Annotated in this window: 12 protein-coding genes; 7 read left to right on the plus strand and 5 right to left on the minus strand. The window is 51.7% G+C overall.

Annotated features, from left to right (window positions below; genetic code table 11):
* Nucleotides 1–4 precede the first annotated feature (4 nt).
* Complete coding sequence (locus G7Y39_RS01260; protein ID WP_165154281.1) at nucleotides 5–1,693, plus strand: hypothetical protein; 1,689 nt, start codon at nucleotides 5–7, stop codon at nucleotides 1,691–1,693.
* Nucleotides 1,694–1,703: 10 nt separating this feature from the next.
* On the opposite strand, the gene G7Y39_RS01265 is transcribed toward G7Y39_RS01260, so the two are convergent.
* The 4 genes from G7Y39_RS01265 to G7Y39_RS01280 all read right to left on the minus strand — a co-directional run bounded on the left by G7Y39_RS01265 (nucleotide 1,704) and on the right by G7Y39_RS01280 (nucleotide 8,270).
* On the minus strand, nucleotides 1,704–3,050 hold the full coding sequence (locus G7Y39_RS01265) for a family 10 glycosylhydrolase (protein WP_165154283.1): 1,347 nt from the start codon (nucleotides 3,048–3,050) through the stop codon (nucleotides 1,704–1,706).
* Between the two features lie 83 nt (nucleotides 3,051–3,133).
* Nucleotides 3,134–4,039 (minus strand): metallophosphoesterase, encoded by a 906-nt coding sequence (locus G7Y39_RS01270; protein WP_241159941.1) that lies wholly within the window; start codon nucleotides 4,037–4,039, stop codon nucleotides 3,134–3,136.
* A 121-nt stretch (nucleotides 4,040–4,160) separates the two neighbouring features.
* Entirely contained in the window at nucleotides 4,161–5,564 is a 1,404-nt protein-coding gene (locus tag G7Y39_RS01275; RefSeq protein ID WP_165154287.1) for a hypothetical protein, read from the minus strand.
* Between the two features lie 42 nt (nucleotides 5,565–5,606).
* Nucleotides 5,607–8,270, minus strand: coding sequence for a TonB-dependent receptor (locus G7Y39_RS01280; RefSeq protein WP_165154289.1), 2,664 nt, complete (start codon nucleotides 8,268–8,270; stop codon nucleotides 5,607–5,609).
* A 197-nt stretch (nucleotides 8,271–8,467) separates the two neighbouring features.
* On the opposite strand from G7Y39_RS01280, the gene trpS reads away from it, so the two are divergent.
* The 6 genes from trpS (at nucleotide 8,468) to G7Y39_RS01310 (ending at nucleotide 16,069) form a co-directional block, all read left to right on the plus strand.
* Nucleotides 8,468–9,520 (plus strand): tryptophan--tRNA ligase, encoded by a 1,053-nt coding sequence (gene trpS, locus G7Y39_RS01285; protein WP_165154291.1) that lies wholly within the window; start codon nucleotides 8,468–8,470, stop codon nucleotides 9,518–9,520.
* A 151-nt stretch (nucleotides 9,521–9,671) separates the two neighbouring features.
* A complete protein-coding gene (locus tag G7Y39_RS01290; RefSeq protein ID WP_165154293.1) occupies nucleotides 9,672–10,184 on the plus strand; it encodes an RNA polymerase sigma-70 factor in 513 nt (170 codons plus the stop codon).
* 88 nt (nucleotides 10,185–10,272) lie between these two features.
* Nucleotides 10,273–11,040, plus strand: a complete 768-nt coding sequence (locus tag G7Y39_RS01295) for a porin family protein (protein ID WP_165154295.1) — start codon at nucleotides 10,273–10,275, stop codon at nucleotides 11,038–11,040.
* 203 nt (nucleotides 11,041–11,243) lie between these two features.
* Nucleotides 11,244–12,086, plus strand: coding sequence for a FecR family protein (locus G7Y39_RS01300; protein ID WP_165154297.1), 843 nt, complete (start codon nucleotides 11,244–11,246; stop codon nucleotides 12,084–12,086).
* A 106-nt stretch (nucleotides 12,087–12,192) separates the two neighbouring features.
* Nucleotides 12,193–14,949, plus strand: coding sequence for a TonB-dependent receptor (locus G7Y39_RS01305; protein ID WP_165154299.1), 2,757 nt, complete (start codon nucleotides 12,193–12,195; stop codon nucleotides 14,947–14,949).
* 4 nt (nucleotides 14,950–14,953) lie between these two features.
* Nucleotides 14,954–16,069 (plus strand): DUF4249 domain-containing protein, encoded by a 1,116-nt coding sequence (locus G7Y39_RS01310; protein WP_165154301.1) that lies wholly within the window; start codon nucleotides 14,954–14,956, stop codon nucleotides 16,067–16,069.
* Here G7Y39_RS01310 and G7Y39_RS01315 read toward each other — a convergent pair.
* Nucleotides 16,022–16,816 (minus strand): hypothetical protein, encoded by a 795-nt coding sequence (locus G7Y39_RS01315; protein ID WP_241159935.1) that lies wholly within the window; start codon nucleotides 16,814–16,816, stop codon nucleotides 16,022–16,024. The two genes, G7Y39_RS01310 and G7Y39_RS01315, sit on opposite strands and share 48 nt — an antisense overlap.
* Nucleotides 16,817–16,844 lie beyond the last annotated feature (28 nt).

The raw sequence follows: 16,844 nt of genomic DNA on the forward strand, positions 1-16,844 counted from the left end.
GAGCATGAGACAGATCATAACGTTGTTGGTGGCTTTGTTGTTGGGGCAGGAAGGTCTGCGCGCGGCGGAGGATTTCCGCGAGCGTATGTACGCTCAGACGGATAAACAGGTTTATCTGGCGGGCGAGTTGCTGTGGTTGAAGCTCTGCCTGACCGATGCGTCGGGCGTGCCGGCTTCCTTTAGCAAGGTAGGGTATGTGGAGCTGCTGGATGAGACGGCGGCGGTGGTCCAGGCGAAGATCGAGATCCGGAATGGGGTAGGAGAGGGCTGGCTGGAGCTGCCCGCGGTGTTGCCGACGGGGTATTACCGGTTGGTGGCCTATACCCGTTATATGCGGAATGAGGGGGAGTCGGTCTTTTTCAGGAAAACGATCGGCGTGGTGAATACCTTCCGGAAGGATGAGCGTGTGCCTACCGATACGCTTCTGGCGGTTGATCCCGCGGATTCCTCGGGGAATACGCTTCAGCTTTCCTTGGACAAGGAGAACTTCTCCCGCCGGGAGAACGGACAGATCCGTTTGCGGGGGATCCCGAAGGATACGCGTACACTATCCGTCTCGGTGGCGGGACGGGAGTTTATCCCGGTGCCCGACGCTATGTCGGTCGAGCGTTGGAAGGCCGCGTTGCCTGCCTTGGGAGAAGGTAGGCTGGAAGAGCGGTTCCTTCCGGAATATGAGGGACACCTGATAGCGGCCAAGCTGGTGAATGCCCGTACCGGCGAGCCTGCCGAGCAGACGGGCGTGTCTACCTTGCTGGGTTTCGTGGGGGATGAGATACGCGTGTTTGGCGGACAACGGCAAGCGGATGCCTCCGTCCTGTTCTATACGACGCGGATCGGCGGCATGCGTGAGCTGGCTACTTCTACGTATTCGAATACGGGGGAGACGTATCGGGTGGACATACAGTCGCCCTTCGCGGTACACGCGGCCGCGGAGATGCCTCGGTTCCGCTTGAATCCCGCTTGGCGTACCGCGTTGACGGAGCGATACGTGGGCTTGCAGGCGACTCGCTTGTTTACGGCCGATTCCTTGGGACATGTGGCTCCGGCGCTGGCGCATTTCCGGAGCCGCCCTTACAAGACGTACGTGATGGAGGAGTGGACCCGATTCCCCACCATGGGCGAGTCTGTCTTCGAGTTCGTGGAGTCGGTCTCTTTCCGGAGCCGGCAGGATGGCGGCCATTCGCTGTTTGTCTTGCTGTCGGATCTCTCCAACCAGACGGTTTCCCTGAATACCCCGCTCGTGTTGCTGGATGGGATTCCGATCATGGATCATGAGCTGATCTATACGTATGATCCCTCTTTGATCAAGCGCCTGGATGTGTACCGGGAGCGGTATGCCTTCGGTGGGCAGGTGTTTGAGGGAATCCTGGCGTTCTATACCTACAAGAACGACTATCCCCGGCTAAAAGTGGATACCTCCACGCAGCTGTTCGACTATGAGGGCACACAGCCTCACCGTCTGTTCTATGCCCCCGCCTACCCGGACGAGGCGAGCCGGAAGAGCCGCGTGCCCGATTATCGGCATACCTTGCTGTGGCTGCCCTCCGTCGAGACCGGTGGAGCGAGCGAGCTGGAGATCCCTTTCTCTACCTCCGATCTGCCGGGCGAGTATGCCGTGACCGTAGAGGGACTCACTCAAGGCGGTAAGCCCCTGAAGGCTGTCGTACGATTCCGGGTGGCTGGAGGAGGCTGATCCCGGAAGGCTACTTGGCTGCCACATTCCACCCGGAAAGAATGCCTCCGTAGAAGTAGAAATCTACGCGGAACGTCTTTCCGGTGTTCAGCTCTTTCACCTCGTAGTATTTCGTGGCACCTCGCTCTTTTACCAATTTGTAATCGGCGATGTTCGGGATGGGTACGTTGGCGAGCTCCTTGATCTTCGCGTTTATCCGATTCAAGATATCCATGTTCTCGAAAGGATTCGTTACTCGGGTGCTCTTGGATAAAGCCGGATTCAGTCCATTGTTCTCGGCACGGACCGCACGGACACTATCCGCGTAGGCCTTGAACATCGCACGGCTTTCCGGAGTCCGTAAAGCCGATACGGTAAAGATGGAGATTCCTTCCGCCCCATGATTTAGCGCGGCGTCCATGCTGGCTTGCATATCGTCTGAAACCATCAAGCCGCAGTAAAGCGTAGTTCCCGGGTTCTTGTCTCGAACATCCTCGATCATACAGTCTGAGATAAAACTAATATCTTCTGTGTAGAAGTTGTGGTACACCATAGGGAAGACAATATCCAGGTCCCATTTTCCCCAGTCCTGACGAACCATTTGGGAAGCCATCTTGGGGGTCGGGAAAGGAGAGGCCGCCATTTTCTTCCCATGAGCGTGAACCGCGTCGGCGATCATATTGGCAACCTCGGTAATCTGGTCACAACGGAATTGGAGCCATTTCTCGTCTCGCGAGGGATCTTCTTGTTCTCTGGGATCATATCCGTAGGCGGCCTTGAACTTCTCGATCATAGCCGGGTGATAGCCAAAATCCCATTGCGGGTATTCCTGGTCTTGCACGATACCGTACTTCGGCCAAAGGGTAGTCGGCAGGATAACGTCTACGAGACGGTGGTAATCGATAGCGATGCCGTTCAAGCCTTCGACCTCGCAGTAGGCCTCTATTTTCTTCTTGATAAACTCCCGTACCTCTGGTAAGGCGGGGCACATAAATTTGTAGTAATCCACGTAAGCGGTCGTATCAGCCAAGCTTTGTCCGTTACGGTTTACGCTGAACCATTCGGGATGTTCTTTTAAGATAGCGTCCCGGTCATGTTCCGGATTCATCGTCCATAACCAAGCGTAGACCTCTATCCCATGTTTCCGGGCGATGGGAATAGCGGCCCGATAATCATCCGGGGTAGGGGCGTTTAGCATGACACCGTCTATCCCTGCCTCCTGCATGATCGTACAGATGGAGTCAAAATTCATTCCGGGTCGGTAATCCTGCCAAGTCCAGAACATCGGATAAGCATCCTTCGCGTCATTTCCCGGGGAACTGCAAGCACCTGCGCAACAAGCCACCAGGAACAATACCAAATAATTTATGTGTCTCATACGTTTAATGAATTTGATTAACGATTTACCCGTCAAAGATACGTATTCCTGTTTAATGCCGCTCTTTTTTCAGCTTTGTTACGCTAAGATCTTGTCCGGCTGTATGCGTATAGGATTTTCCCTTTTCCATTCATTAGGTAGAAGGATAACTTGCCGTCCTCCAGGCTGACGACCGTGAATCCGGCCTCCGGGCTGCAGAACTGCGTGCCCTCGATAGCCTTTACCTTACGGGGCAGGGAGCCGGACGAGTTGACCAGATAGTCTACCTCGCTGCCGGCCGGCCGGATGTGCTGGAAGTTGTGGATATGGCCGCAAAAGTAGATGTCGACCCCGTACTTGTCCAACAGCGGTTCCAGGTACTTACGCATATCCGCGCGTTCGCTCTCCTCCTTCGGTGTATCGGCGTAGACGGGATGGTGGCCGATCACGATCTTCCATTCCTCCGTGGAAGCGGCCAGCGTCTGTTCGATCCATCGCAGCTGTGCTTCCCGGTCCTGCTTGCCGGCGTCGGGATATTTCGCCGTATCGTTCCGGTATTTGTCGATCAAGGGCGAGGTGTCGATAAACAGCAGCAGGGCCTTCTCGTTCTCGCCCGCCTCCACCACTTTGGCATAATAGCGGGAAGGGGCGATCCAACGGCGGCTTTTCTTGCTATAATCCAATACCGCCTGCGTGTTGCCGCGATACTCATGGTTGCCGCAGACGGCGTACCACTCCAGCATCAGTTCGGGATGGCTGTAGACAAGCTCGTAGTTGGTCATCCACAGCGGATCGTCGACACTGGCCACCCCCTCGAAATGGTGGGTGTCTCCTGCGGCGGCGATGAATTCGATATCGATCTTTTCCGCCAAGTTGCCCATCAGCTCGGCGATCGTCTTCTGCTCGTAATAGCCGTTCCGCCCCAGGTCGCTGACCAGGTAGAAATTCTTGCTCTTCTCCGATACGGGCGGAATGTCGAATGCTTTCCCGGTCGGGGCGGGGGCGGCCATGGCCGTTCCCGTCCCCGGTATCTCTTTCTGCTTGCCGTCGGGCGCGCAGCCCCCGAGAAGGGAGGCGGCAAACAGCGCCGACAGGGCTTGCAAATAGTGTCTTCTATTCATCGCGCCGCTCCTATTTTAAACCGAAGGCTCCGAATTGCGCTATCACCGCCGGCGAACGGTAAGTGGCCCCGTTTACGGAAAGCCCGCCGGTTGAGAAGAAGGGCGCCAGGTTAGCCTCTGTCCCGCTATTCGCTCCTGTCAATGCCGGAGAGCCGGATTTGACATGAAAATCCCATCCCTCGTCATACGCATATTCGGTCAAACCTACCTCGTTGACCGGGAAGTTGACGAACAGCGGATCCTTCAGATCCTTCTCGGTGGCGATCAGGCTGTGCACATCCACCGCAGCGGTGTTGTAATTCTTATGCTCGTAGTTATACCCGGCCCAAGCGTATGCGACGCCGCTCTCCTCTTCATATACGATATCGCTTTTCTGGCTGCCGGAGGCATACAGGTTATAATCGATCACCGACTGGTCGCAATAGCCCTCTTCGGGGTTGTTCGGTGTCTTGTATTTTGGGGTCATGGCACGGAACTTGCAGTTCACGATCAGGTTGTTGAATACATTCGCCAGCGCGTTCTTCTCCACATAGATGCTGCCGCCCTTCTCGCCGTCGCGGCGCCAGCCGGCGTTGATGATCGTATTGTTGTAGGCCTGTACCTTCGCCTGGCCGCGCGTCTCACTCTGCCCGGAGCTGGAGAGCTTCAATCCGTTGGTGTTCGGGCTGAACATGAGGTTGCCGGCGACGTCCACCGTGCATCCTGCCTTTACATTGACCGCTTCCGCCCCGTCGTAGCCGTTGGCGGCAAACCTGTTGCCGGCGATGATGGCCTGGCCACCCATCAGGTAGATGCCGTCCGACCAGCCATTGCGGAGGATGGAGTTGGTGATGACATATTTTCCCTTGATATTGTTGGTCGTGATCTGCGGATAGGCGTCGTCACCGGCCGTGTACACCCCGTTGGCGGCAGCCGGAGAACCCTCCACCACCTGTCCACCCGTATATTCGATGATGGTATGGTCGATCAACATCTCCTCGCAACTGCTCGAGGCGACGATGCCGCCCCACAAGCCCGCGAACGTATTCGCCTTCGTGCGGTCCTCCTCCGCCACGGAGAAAAGGACGGGGTTCTCGGCCGTCCCCTTGCAGTAGAGGTTGCCGTCTACCGTGAACTCGACAGGGACATGGTTGGCGCCTACCCCTTTGTCGTCAAAGATAACCTGCACCCCCTCCTCTATGGTCAGGGACTTCCCGGCAGGAACGGTGATGTGGCCGGATACCCAGATGATGGAATTGGCCTTCCACGTCCCCTCGACAGCTCCCTCTACCGTCTCTGTCTCCGTTCCCGTTCCCGTTCCCGGCTCTTCGTTTTCACCCTGGTTATTACCCGGATTGATAGGATCGTCGTCGCCACAAGCCGCCAACGTCATGGCCATGATGGCTGCGCCCGCTAATAATGCATTGATTCTCATAAAATAGATGCTTAGTGTGAATATTAATGTAAATTGCTATGTTCAAAGTTTATACCGGATGCCGAGCAGGAAGGATTGCCCGTTCCACTCTTTCCGTTCGATCACGTTCCCGTCCTTCCGGTCCGAATCCACGTTCTCCGTGTGCGGCCCTTTCTGGATGTAGCGCAAGAGCGGGATATCCAACAGGTTGGAGGCCTTGCCGAAGATGCAGATGCCGTTCTTGAAGCTTTTCTCGATCGAAGCATCCAGTTGGAGGTACCCGTCCTCCCATAGATCATCATCCAGCCAGTTGGAGATGTCGCTCAGCCGCTTCCCCGTGTAGCCGGCAGAGAGCTGGCCCTCCCAGCCGTGCCTTGCCTCCTTGAGAAGCAGGGAGAGGTTCGCCACATGGGCGGCCTGCCCGAACAGCGGACGGGACTGGCGCGCCGACTTTACCTCCGATCCCTCCATGATACGCTTGTCTGTCGTGATCCTCGAGTGCGTATAGGTGTAGTTCGCCTTCAAGCCGAACCAGCTGAAGTATTTCATCACATCCACCTCCACCCCAAGGTTCTTGGCGTCGCCGAAGTTCATCGGTTTGTAATAGGTATCCTGCCCCTCGTTCAGCAACCCGTACTCGATCGGGTCCTGGATGTTCTTGTAGAACAGACCGACCATGAACTGCTCGGAAGAGCGGGGGAAGAACTCGTAGCGCAGGTCGATGTTGTCGGCGACCGTATGCTTCAGGTCCGGATTCCCCTTCTCCTTATAGTCCTCATTGATGATGCTGTAAGGCACGATCTCGAAGAAGCTCGGGCGATTGATGGCCCGGGTGTAGGAGAGACGCAAGTTGGCGTCCCGGTGGACAGCGTATTTGGCATGGAAGCTGGGCAACACATCCGTATAGACCTGGTTGCCTTCCGGATCGACGTCGCGGGGGAATTTTAGCACATACCCTTGGTTCGTATGCTCGATACGCGCCCCGGCGATCAGTTCCCATCGCTCCAAGGTGTACTTCACCATCCCATATCCGGCACCGATCTTCTCCGTCGCGTCGTAGTTCAGCGGGTCTCCGATGTTGCCGTAGGGGCGGGGGACGAACAGGATCTCGTCGAAATTGAACCAATCCTGATTGATATATTGCGGATCTTTGGCGCCGGTAGCCGAGTTGAACGTGTATTCATTGAAGAAGCTGTCACGCCGCTTGTCCCGGTACACCCCTCCGGCCGAGAAATTCAGGGTCGCCCCGCCCTCCAGCCTCAGCTTGTATGACAGGCCGACATATCCGGCCTTGTCCCTATCCGAGTTATGCTCCCAACGGCGTTTGGCGGCATCCGTGGTAGAGACGTGAGAGCCCAGAAGATAGATCTCTGCGTTATCGGGCGTCTCGCTGAAGGCCTTGGACAGGACAGCCGACCAGCTCAACCGCAACGCGCCGCCGGGCAGGAACAGATGTTCTCCCTTTAAGGTCGAGTTGATGATGTACTGATGGTTCCAACGCATACGGACCGCCCGCTCCTTCTCATCTTCCCTGTCGCGCACCTCGGCCTCGCTCATATCCATATAGCCGTTATACCACGTCAGCTTATGGCGCTCGTTCAAGGAGTAATCCAGTTTGGCATGCACGCCGATACGCGTCTGCTCCGATGAGTAATTACGGTATTCGATCCCGTCGTGGGTGGTTCCCGGTTGATAATACAGCTGGCTCTCTTTTCCGCGGTGGGTATTCAGGAAACTCCCTGCCAGCATGACGCCCAGTTGATCCCCGAAGAAGCGGTCGCCATACGAAAGCCCCGCCATCAGGTCCGGCAGCGGCTTCTTCCATTTCATCCGCAGGTTGGATGTTGTGAAATCGTCCATCGTCACTTTGTAATCCTCCGGTTTTCCCAATGCCTCGTAGGGGGATTCTTTTACGATATCGCCCCGGTTGAACGACTGGAAATCCCGGTCGAAATACATCGCGTTATAACCGGTAGAGAGGTTGGCGGTGAATTGGCGTTCGGAAGGGGCGTCTTTCATGACCAGATTGACAGCGCCACCGATGCCGTCTCCCTCCATATCCGCCGTCAAGGATTTGGTCACCTCCAGGCGATCCAGCATTTCGGAGGGGAAGATGTCCAGCGGCACGAAACGGTTCTTGTTATCGGGGCTCGGAATCTTCACGCCGTTTATCAACGTATAATTATACCGCTTGTCCATCCCCCGCAAGATGGCATACTGGCCCTCTCCGCTGCTGTTCCGCTCGACCGTCACGCCGGACATGCGCCGGATCACATGGGCGACCGTAATATCCGGCGACAGCTCGATCGCTTTCGCGCTCATGACGTTCACCACGTTCATCGCCTGCTTCTCGATCCCGCGGGCGCCGGCTTCCGTACGTCCCGGATTGGACGCGATGACGGTCACCCCTTCCAGGCTCACCGCCGAAGGCTGCATGTTGAACCGCACCTCCCCGGCGGACAGCGCGTTCACTCGCAGCTCCTGTGTCTCATAGCTGATATAGCTGCATACCAGCGTGACCGCCTTCCCTTCCGGCACCTCTTTCAAGACAAAAGAACCGTCCAGCCCGACAGTCGTTCCTATCGCCGGATGTTCCTTCACATACACGGCAGCGCCGATCAGCTCTTCGCCTGTCCGTGCGTCCTTTACCCGGCCCTTCACGGTCGCGGCGGTCAGGCAAGCGGCCGGGGCCAACGCCAGGAATAAAACAAGTGCTAATTGCTTCATCGTTTGTTCTCTCTTTTCCGCCGCGAAAGTAGAGGGAGCGAATAACAGCTACACTTCATTTTCTTTACAATTATGTTACGGGGAGGGAACGCGGAAGAGGCGGAGAAAATAAGTCGTATCTTTTCTGATCCCGCTAGCCTATAAATCGAGATTTATATCTAAATTTGCCGCCACTTGAAAACTAAAATTAACAAGACATGGAAACAGTAGTAAGTGGAATCAGACCGACAGGTAATCTGCATCTAGGCAATTACTTTGGCGCGGTAAAGAGTTTCTTGCAGATGCAAGATGCGTATAATTGCTTCTTCTTTATCGCTGATTGGCACTCGTTGACTACTCACCCGCATCCTGACAACATACGGAATAGCGTAAAGACGATCCTCTCGGAATATCTGGCCTGCGGTATCGATCCGGAGAAAGCTACCGTTTATATCCAGAGCGATGTGCCGGAGGTGGTAGAGTTGTACCTGTATTTGAATATGAACGCCGGTATCGGCGAGTTGATGCGTACGGCCTCCTTCAAGGATAAGGCCCGTCAGCAGTTGCATATCAGCCGGGAAGGATGTGAGGGCGATGTGGAGCAAGCGATTTTTAACGAAGGTAATAAACATAGCGTAAGCGCTGGTCTGCTGACGTATCCGACCTTGATGGCCGCCGATATTATTATCCATAAGGCGTTGAAGGTCCCTGTAGGTAAGGATCAGGAGCAGAACATGGAAATGGCCCGTCGTTTCGCCCGTCGTTTCAATTCCACGTATGGCGTGGATTTCTTCCCGGAACCCGCGTCGTTCCATTTGGGCGATAAGTCCGTGAAGGTGCCGGGCTTGGATGGCTCCGGCAAGATGGGGAAGAGTGAGGGTAATGCGATCTACTTGATAGACGATGAGAAAACAATCAAGAAGAAGGTTATGAAAGCGGTTTCCGACGCAGGCCCGACCGAGCCGAATAGCGTGAAGCCCGGGCCGATCGCCAATTTATTCACGATGATGGAAATTGTCTCGGAGAAAGAGACCTATGATTTCTTCAATGCGAAATACAACAATTGCGAGATCCGTTACGGTGATATGAAAAAGCAGTTGGCCGAGGATATCAATGCATTCTGCGCTCCGATCCGCGAGCGTATCGCGGATATGGGCGCCAATACGGAATATCTGGACAAGGTAGCCCGTATGGGTGCAGAGAAAGCGCGCGAGAGCGCTTCGAAGACTTTGAATGAGGTACGCCGGATTATCGGTTTTCGTCCGTATTGATACTCATTAATTCGTAATAAGAAAAAGCGTTTAGGAATAAAGCCCCTAAACGCTTTCTTTTTATTAAAACCATTATAAAGAAACTGAAAAGCGATTTCGTTAAAAAGAAAAGGTTGTTACTTCGCGGCGAATTGTTACAGACAACAAACGTATGGCTGCTATCACCACCCAAGAGTTTGAATATCATTTCAAGAGTTTATATAAGCCCTTGTGTTTATTCGCGCTTCGTTATACCGATCAGGTAGACGATGCCGAGGATATCGTGCAACAGGCCTTCGCGGATGTGTGGGATAAGAACCGGGCCGGTAATGTGATCGGGAACCTCAAGGCGTATTTATATCAAACGGTGAGGAACCGTTCTCTTTCATTTACCTCGCAGTCGGTAAGCGTTGAGGTTACCGAGCAGTTACCCGACGTAGAAGATACCTCGGAAGAGGAAGACATCCTGCGATCGGAGCGTGACGCCCGCCTGTGGGACGCTATCGATCGGCTACCTCCCGAACGGAAGAAGATCTTCCTGCTATCCAAACGGGATGGCTTGAAATACCAAGAGATCGCGGAGGAATTGAATCTGTCGGTAAAGACGGTTGAGAACCAGATGAGCAAGGCATTGAAAGCTTTGCGAGAGACCGTTATCCGTGTCTATATGTTCTTTTTCGGATAAATTTCATGGAAAGGAATGGGGGTTTTTCATGTATCTCTGTCTTAGAGATAAAGGTTACTTGTTTATTTCACTAAAGCATGGAGAGTGTATGAGGAAGTTGGTGGTGTTTGTGATGTTGATGACGTGTGCGATCTCGACCCAAGCGCGATGGAAAGTGACTCCGGAAGCCGGTATGAACGTGACAAAGTATAAGGGAGATGTCGCCAAGGTGGGCTTTAAGGCTGGGGCCGCGGTCTCTTATGCATTCAGATCGGGCTGGTTCTCGCTTCAATCCGGTTTGTATTATGTGCGACGGGGGAAGGGGCTGTCCTCTTGGGGTGAGATTTATGGAACGGCTGAGAACTTATACGGAGATAGAGTAAGCATGAGTCTGTTTCTCGATCCTTCGTCTAGTGATCTGAATAATATGGGTCCTAATATTTATGATACGGAGGATTTTGATGTAGAAGGTATAAGGTATCGCAGCCAGAAGGAACACCGTGAATATATCCAATTACCGATCTTGGCCCGTTTTGATTGGCAGGCAATTAAGGATGTTCGGTTACATTTGGCGGTCGGTCCCTATTTGGCGGTCGGCTTGGGAGGAAATACTACGTATGGAGAGAAAGATTATCCCTTGGGGGGAAGGTTACCTTACAATAAGGAATTGTCATGGAATCCATTTAATCCCGGCCAAGGATACGCGGTGGTGCCTCGTTTTGACTGGGGAGCTACCATAGAGGCTGGCATAGAGGTGAAACGGGTCGCTTTCAAGATTGGCTATGATCTTGGAGCAGGTAATCGATACGAGGGATATGCTTATCACATAGACCTGAACTATCATACGGCTAGTTTTACCTTGGGATATACATTTTAAAAAGCGAAAATAGCATGAAAGCGATGGTTTGTATAAAGTGGGTGTTTGTAGGCGCGGTATCGCTGATGATTTGCTCATCTTGCGTATCGTCTAGGATCTCGCCCAGTATGAGTGTAGGAGTTCCATTGAAGAAGGGGCAGGCCCCAAATGTCGGATTCCAGTGGTATGAGACTGGGAGGTCTTATTAAATAGAAAGAATAGCAATGAACAACGAGCATGGCAATAAATTGGATCAACGTATCCGTTTCGTAGCGAAACACTATCGGGAAGGAAGCCTTGATACGGATAAGGCATGGCAGCGGTTCGCTTCCGAGCATGCGATTAGCCGGAAGGCCTCGTTTCGTCGGTACTGGATCGGGGCGGCCGCTGTCGTGTTAGTGCTCGTAGGTTTGGGGACATGGTTCGTGGTAGAGAGAAACGCCCCGGATTGGGTCGCGATTACTACCGCCTCCGGGCAAATGAAAGATGTTTACCTTCCGGATAGTACCTTGGTCGCCTTGGCCGGCGATTCCTGGATCCGGTATGACGCGAAGAGATATGATAAAGAGAGGCGTGCCGTGGAGATGAATGGAAAGGCCTTTTTCCAAGTGACGCGGAACGAGGCACGCTCCTTCTCCGTGAAAACGAGCCAAACGGAAGTCAGGGTGCTGGGAACAAGTTTCCAGATAGATGAGAGGCCTACCGTTACGGAAGTCAATGTAGTTGCCGGCAAGGTATGTTTTATCGCCGGGGAGGAAAAGGAGAATGTGATACTTACCGCCGGAATGTCGGCTCAGTATTCTATGGAGAACAAGGAGATAACGGTAGTGACGGAAGAAGATATGAACAAGTTGGCTTGGAGAACGGGGCAACTTCGTTTTATGGAGACGCCGCTGGATAAGGTGATCGAGGATCTGAGTGATTATTATCAAGTCAAGATTACGAACCGGATAAAGAATGAGGGGGCGAAATTGACCGCTACCTTTACGGATCTGCCTTTGGAGGATGTATTGCAGGTGGTTAACCAGACATTGGACGCACGTCTGGTTTCCACTTCGAAGAAATAAAATCAGGTCATTTTGTGAGATCTATCGGGAGCCTGAAAAAATAGCCTTATCCAGATAGGGGTATTTCAGGAGTATCTGGTCTTATAAGTGAATGCAATAAGGTAGAATGATGACAGAGTGGATGAATAAATGGCTTATGCCCATTTTTTGCTGGATGATTTTTATGCCCGTACCGGAGCTCTTGGCTCAATCTTCCAAGACGAAGGATGATCCTCGGGTTACGTTGCGTATGAAGGAGGTTTCGTTGCCGGAGATCTTGTCGGAGATCGAAAAACAGGCAGGCGTGACCTTCTCGTATGAGTCTTCTTTGTTGAAAGAGCTTCCGAAGATCAGTTTCCAAGTGGAAGATGAGACATTGACGGATTGTTTGACCCGCTTGTTCGAGCCGTATCCGATCGTGTATAAGGTGAGTGGAAAGATCGTGATTCTGAAGCGTAAACAGAGGCAGGTGACGGTCAGCGGCTTCGTGAGGGATCAAGCCTCCTCGGAGCCTCTGATCGGAGCCTCTGTTTATGAGGTCGCCGGTCAGAAAGGCTCGGCTACGAATAGCTATGGCTTTTTCAGCTTGACGCTTCCGCCGGGGAATATCCGCTTGCAGGCTTCTTACATTGGTTATGAGAGCTGTTCCTTTTCTTTCACGGAATTGGATAAGGATACCTTGTTAAATATGGAGTTGCGTCCGAACGCTCGTCTGGAGGAAGTGGTAGTTACCGCTTCGGAGCGGGATCGTTTGTCTGTAAATAACACCTTGATGGGAACGATGGGGTTTAGCCAGAAGACGATCAAGGCGACACCGACCCTGTTTGGTGAGTCTGATATCGTGAAGACCCTGCAACTGACTCCGGGTGTAGCCACCGGGACAGAGGGACTGGCTGGTTTATATGTTCGTGGCGGCGACCAAGATGGAAATCTGTTTTTGATAGACGGTAACCCGGTTTACCAGATCAATCATGTCGGTGGGCTATTCTCTGCTTTCAATCCGGAGGCGATCCGCAATCTGGAATTTTTCAAGGCGGGTTTCCCCGCAAGATATGGCGGGAGACTCTCGTCCGTGGTAGATATCCATACCAAAGAGGGCAATATGAAAGAGTACCGTGGTAGCGCTACGATCGGGCTGATCTCCGGAAACCTGAGCTTGGAAGGTCCTATCATCAAGGATCGCACGGCTTTTCAAGTAGCGCTCAGACGTTCGTGGCTGGATGTACTCTCTGCCCCGGCGATAGCGATAGCAAATAAGGTTCGAAAAGACGGTTATAAAATGAATTTTCGTTACGCTTTTCACGACTTGAATGTAAAGCTTAATCATCGTTTCAGCGATCGTAGCCGGATGTTCTTCAGCTTATATAATGGGAATGATGTATTAGGAGGGGGAACGGATTTCTCAACGAAAGAGGAGCAAGTCCCATATACGGATGGTACCTATTCGTCGCTGCGCTGGGGTAATTTGATGGGGACCTTGGGCTGGACTTATGTCATCAATAACCGCCTGTTCGGACGGGTCTCCGGGGTTTTCTCACGATATCGCTCGAATGTCCGGAGTTCAAAAGAATATAGCTATGGTGTGGAGGGGGAAGATGACTTCCTGTCTTCTTCATCGGAAACGAGTAGTTCCACCTCTATCTTGGATATGGGCATCCGTTCTTCATTTGATTACACGCCTTCTACGTCGCATGTGATCCGTTTTGGAGGAGATTTCTTGATGCATCGTTTTCGCCCGGAGTATAATGAAGTGAAAGCTGTCGGTTCCGGCATGCCGGGGTTTTCGAATATAGGGAAAATATATACGAATGATCTGCTATGGGCTCGTGAGGCGGCTGTTTTCGGAGAGGACGATTGGAATGTATTACCTGGTTTGCGTTTGAACGCGGGGCTTCGGTTTAGCCTGTTCAACGTAGAGCGGAAGACTTATACCTTATTGGAGCCTCGCATTTCCTTTAGATGGTTGCTGCGCGACGATCTTAGTTTCAAAGCCTCATACGCTCGCATGGGGCAATATATCCATTTATTGGGAAACAGTTATATAAATTTGCCGACGGATGCGTGGATGCCTGTCACTCGTAAGTTGAAACCTTTAATCAGCGATCAAGTCTCCGCCGGTTTCTATTATAACCTGATGCGTTCTTATAGCTTCTCGGTGGAAGGATATTATAAATGGATGAAGAACCTGTTGGATTATAAAGACGGCTATTCCTTCTTGCCCGGTACGGCGGCTTGGGAGGAGAAAATGGCAGTCGGCAAGGGGCGTTCGTATGGCGTGGAGTTCTTGGCCCGCAAGGAAAGCGGACGTACGGCCGGTTGGATTGGATATACACTTTCATGGTCGGATCGATGTTTCGATGAGATCGATAACGGACGACGCTTTCCGGCACGTTACGATAACCGGCATAAATTGAATATAGTGGTTTCGCATAAACTGTCGGATAGGGTGGAACTGACTGCTGCTTGGACGTACACTTCCGGCAATCGTATGACCTTGTCGTTGGAAAGTTATGAGCAAGCGCAAGTTGGCACGCTTTCTATCCTTGATCCGTACGGACAGGATAACTGGTCGGAATCATCCGGGGAAGTGGTGGATCTATATACACGCCGTAATAACTACCAGATGCCGGCTTATCATCGTCTGGATTTGGGACTTGCTATTTATCGCCCGAAGAAGGAGGGGCGAATGGGCATCTGGAATATCAGTATCTATAATGTATACAGCCGGATGAATCCGTTTATGGTCTATAAAAGCGAGAGCTGGGCACCGATTATTCATTTGACCCCGGACTCTTCTTCTCAGTCCGGTCAAAATAGACCTTGTTTTAAACTGATTGGTATTATGCCCATCATCCCTTCCATATCATATACGTATAAATTCTAGGAAGATGAAACCGATAAAGAATATCCTGATAAACACGATTTGTATGGTGGGTCTATTCTGTCTGATGTCTTGCATCAGGGAGATCGATCTTGAGTCGTTGAGACCGGATCCCACTTTGGTTGTGAACTGTGTCGCTATAACCGGCGAACCCTTGACTGTAAGTGTCTCCCGTACTTGGTTTTTTACGGATGATCATTCGAACGTGGTCTTGGATAAAGCCGAGGTGAATTTATTCGTGAATGGCGTTTTTAAGGAGCGTATGAGCTTTCAGGAGGGGGATGAGGTATTTAACACGAAAGGTTATTTCAAGTCTGATTTTATACCGGTGAAAGGAGATCGTATCCGTGTGGAAGCCTCTTACCCGGAATATGGAGTGGCAAGCGCTGAGACAGTTATGCCTGAGCCTGCTCGAGTCTTGAAAGCGGGGGTAACCTATACCACGGTAGCTGCTTCTTTTGGTCCTACTCACCGGAACGCGATTTATCAGGTAACGCTCAAAGATAATCCTTCCGAGGAGAATTATTATTTACTTCGTATGGAAGAGGGCATTCCTGTTTTTGATGGAATAGCTAAAAGATATACAGGAGAATATAAATGGTTCTCGGTGACCCCAAATTATGCGACTGAGCCTGTTTTTGGCCAATCATTGACAGCCTTGGATCAGATATTAGGTAATGATTGGATCTCCGGATATGGGGGAAAAGTCTTCTCAGACGAATTGATCAACGGTAAAGAATATACCTTGCGCATGACGGATGAGTATTATTATGAATCTTATTATGGATCATATCCGCTAAAAGTAGTTCCAGATTCGATAGGGATAGAAGATCTAAATGAGGAAGATTTCCTTCCGATTCCTCCCAAGCACTTACGGGTACACCTCTATGCTATCTCTGCGGAATACTATCGATATCTGAAAGTTTTGCAAGATAAAGATACGGATTCTATTTCGAACCTTTTGATCGATGGTGGCTTGGCCGAACCGATCCGTGTATTTAGCAATATAGATGGGGGTGTCGGTATCTTAGGCAGTTGTCATGTAGGAATGTTTGAGACGGAAATAACGTCTTCCTCACATTCCAATCTTGAAGCGACCCGATTTGAAGACGGGATAGATTAGGAACTGCGGTTCCATTTTCCGCCATACCGGGTTGTATTCATAGTTAATACCGGCTCCCATCCAGAAATTATCAGTGATCCTGAACTCCATGGCACCGCCTACTTGCGTATGGTAAAAAAAAGGATTCCTGAGCATATGGGGATTGTTGTACTCGTCAGCGTAATAAGCATATTGTCCCCATCCTTTCAATTTCAACCGGTCTGTAGGTTGATATTCTACTTGTACATTTGCGCCGGCTGTTATTCCTGGACTGGGATTGAAGGGACTAAAGAAACGTCCACCGAATCCTCCGCCATAAAGGCTCCAATTACCGCTATGCCAAGAGATACCTCCGTTCACGATCGTCATACCTCCGGCTCCCGGCCATGTATATTGAACACCATTAGCGATAAGATCGAAGCTCTCGTTTAGCTGTTTCATATAAGTCTCATTGAAATCCAACGCCATCGGCGATACTTCCCGAAGCATCGGGGTATATACGTTAAAGAAAGGCTGATAGGCAGCGGAAGATATCTGCATATCCATCGGACGCTCCTGTAGGGACGTATGGGGAATATCGGGCGTGAACTCCCGCAATTTAATATCGGCATCCCGTGTCCCCGCAGGGGTAAATGTTTTATAAGAGGTTTTCGGGATGTTCAGCTCGTACGTCTTGTTTTTAGGTAAGACGACGATTTTACCCTCTTTATTTAAAACAAACGAAAAATCAGACTGTGCATGGATTCCAACAACACATATCCATGTCATACATATAAACAATCCTCGCCTCATACAC

It is taken from the genome of Parabacteroides sp. ZJ-118 (genome assembly GCF_011038785.1).
Lineage (GTDB): Bacteria > Bacteroidota > Bacteroidia > Bacteroidales > Tannerellaceae > Parabacteroides.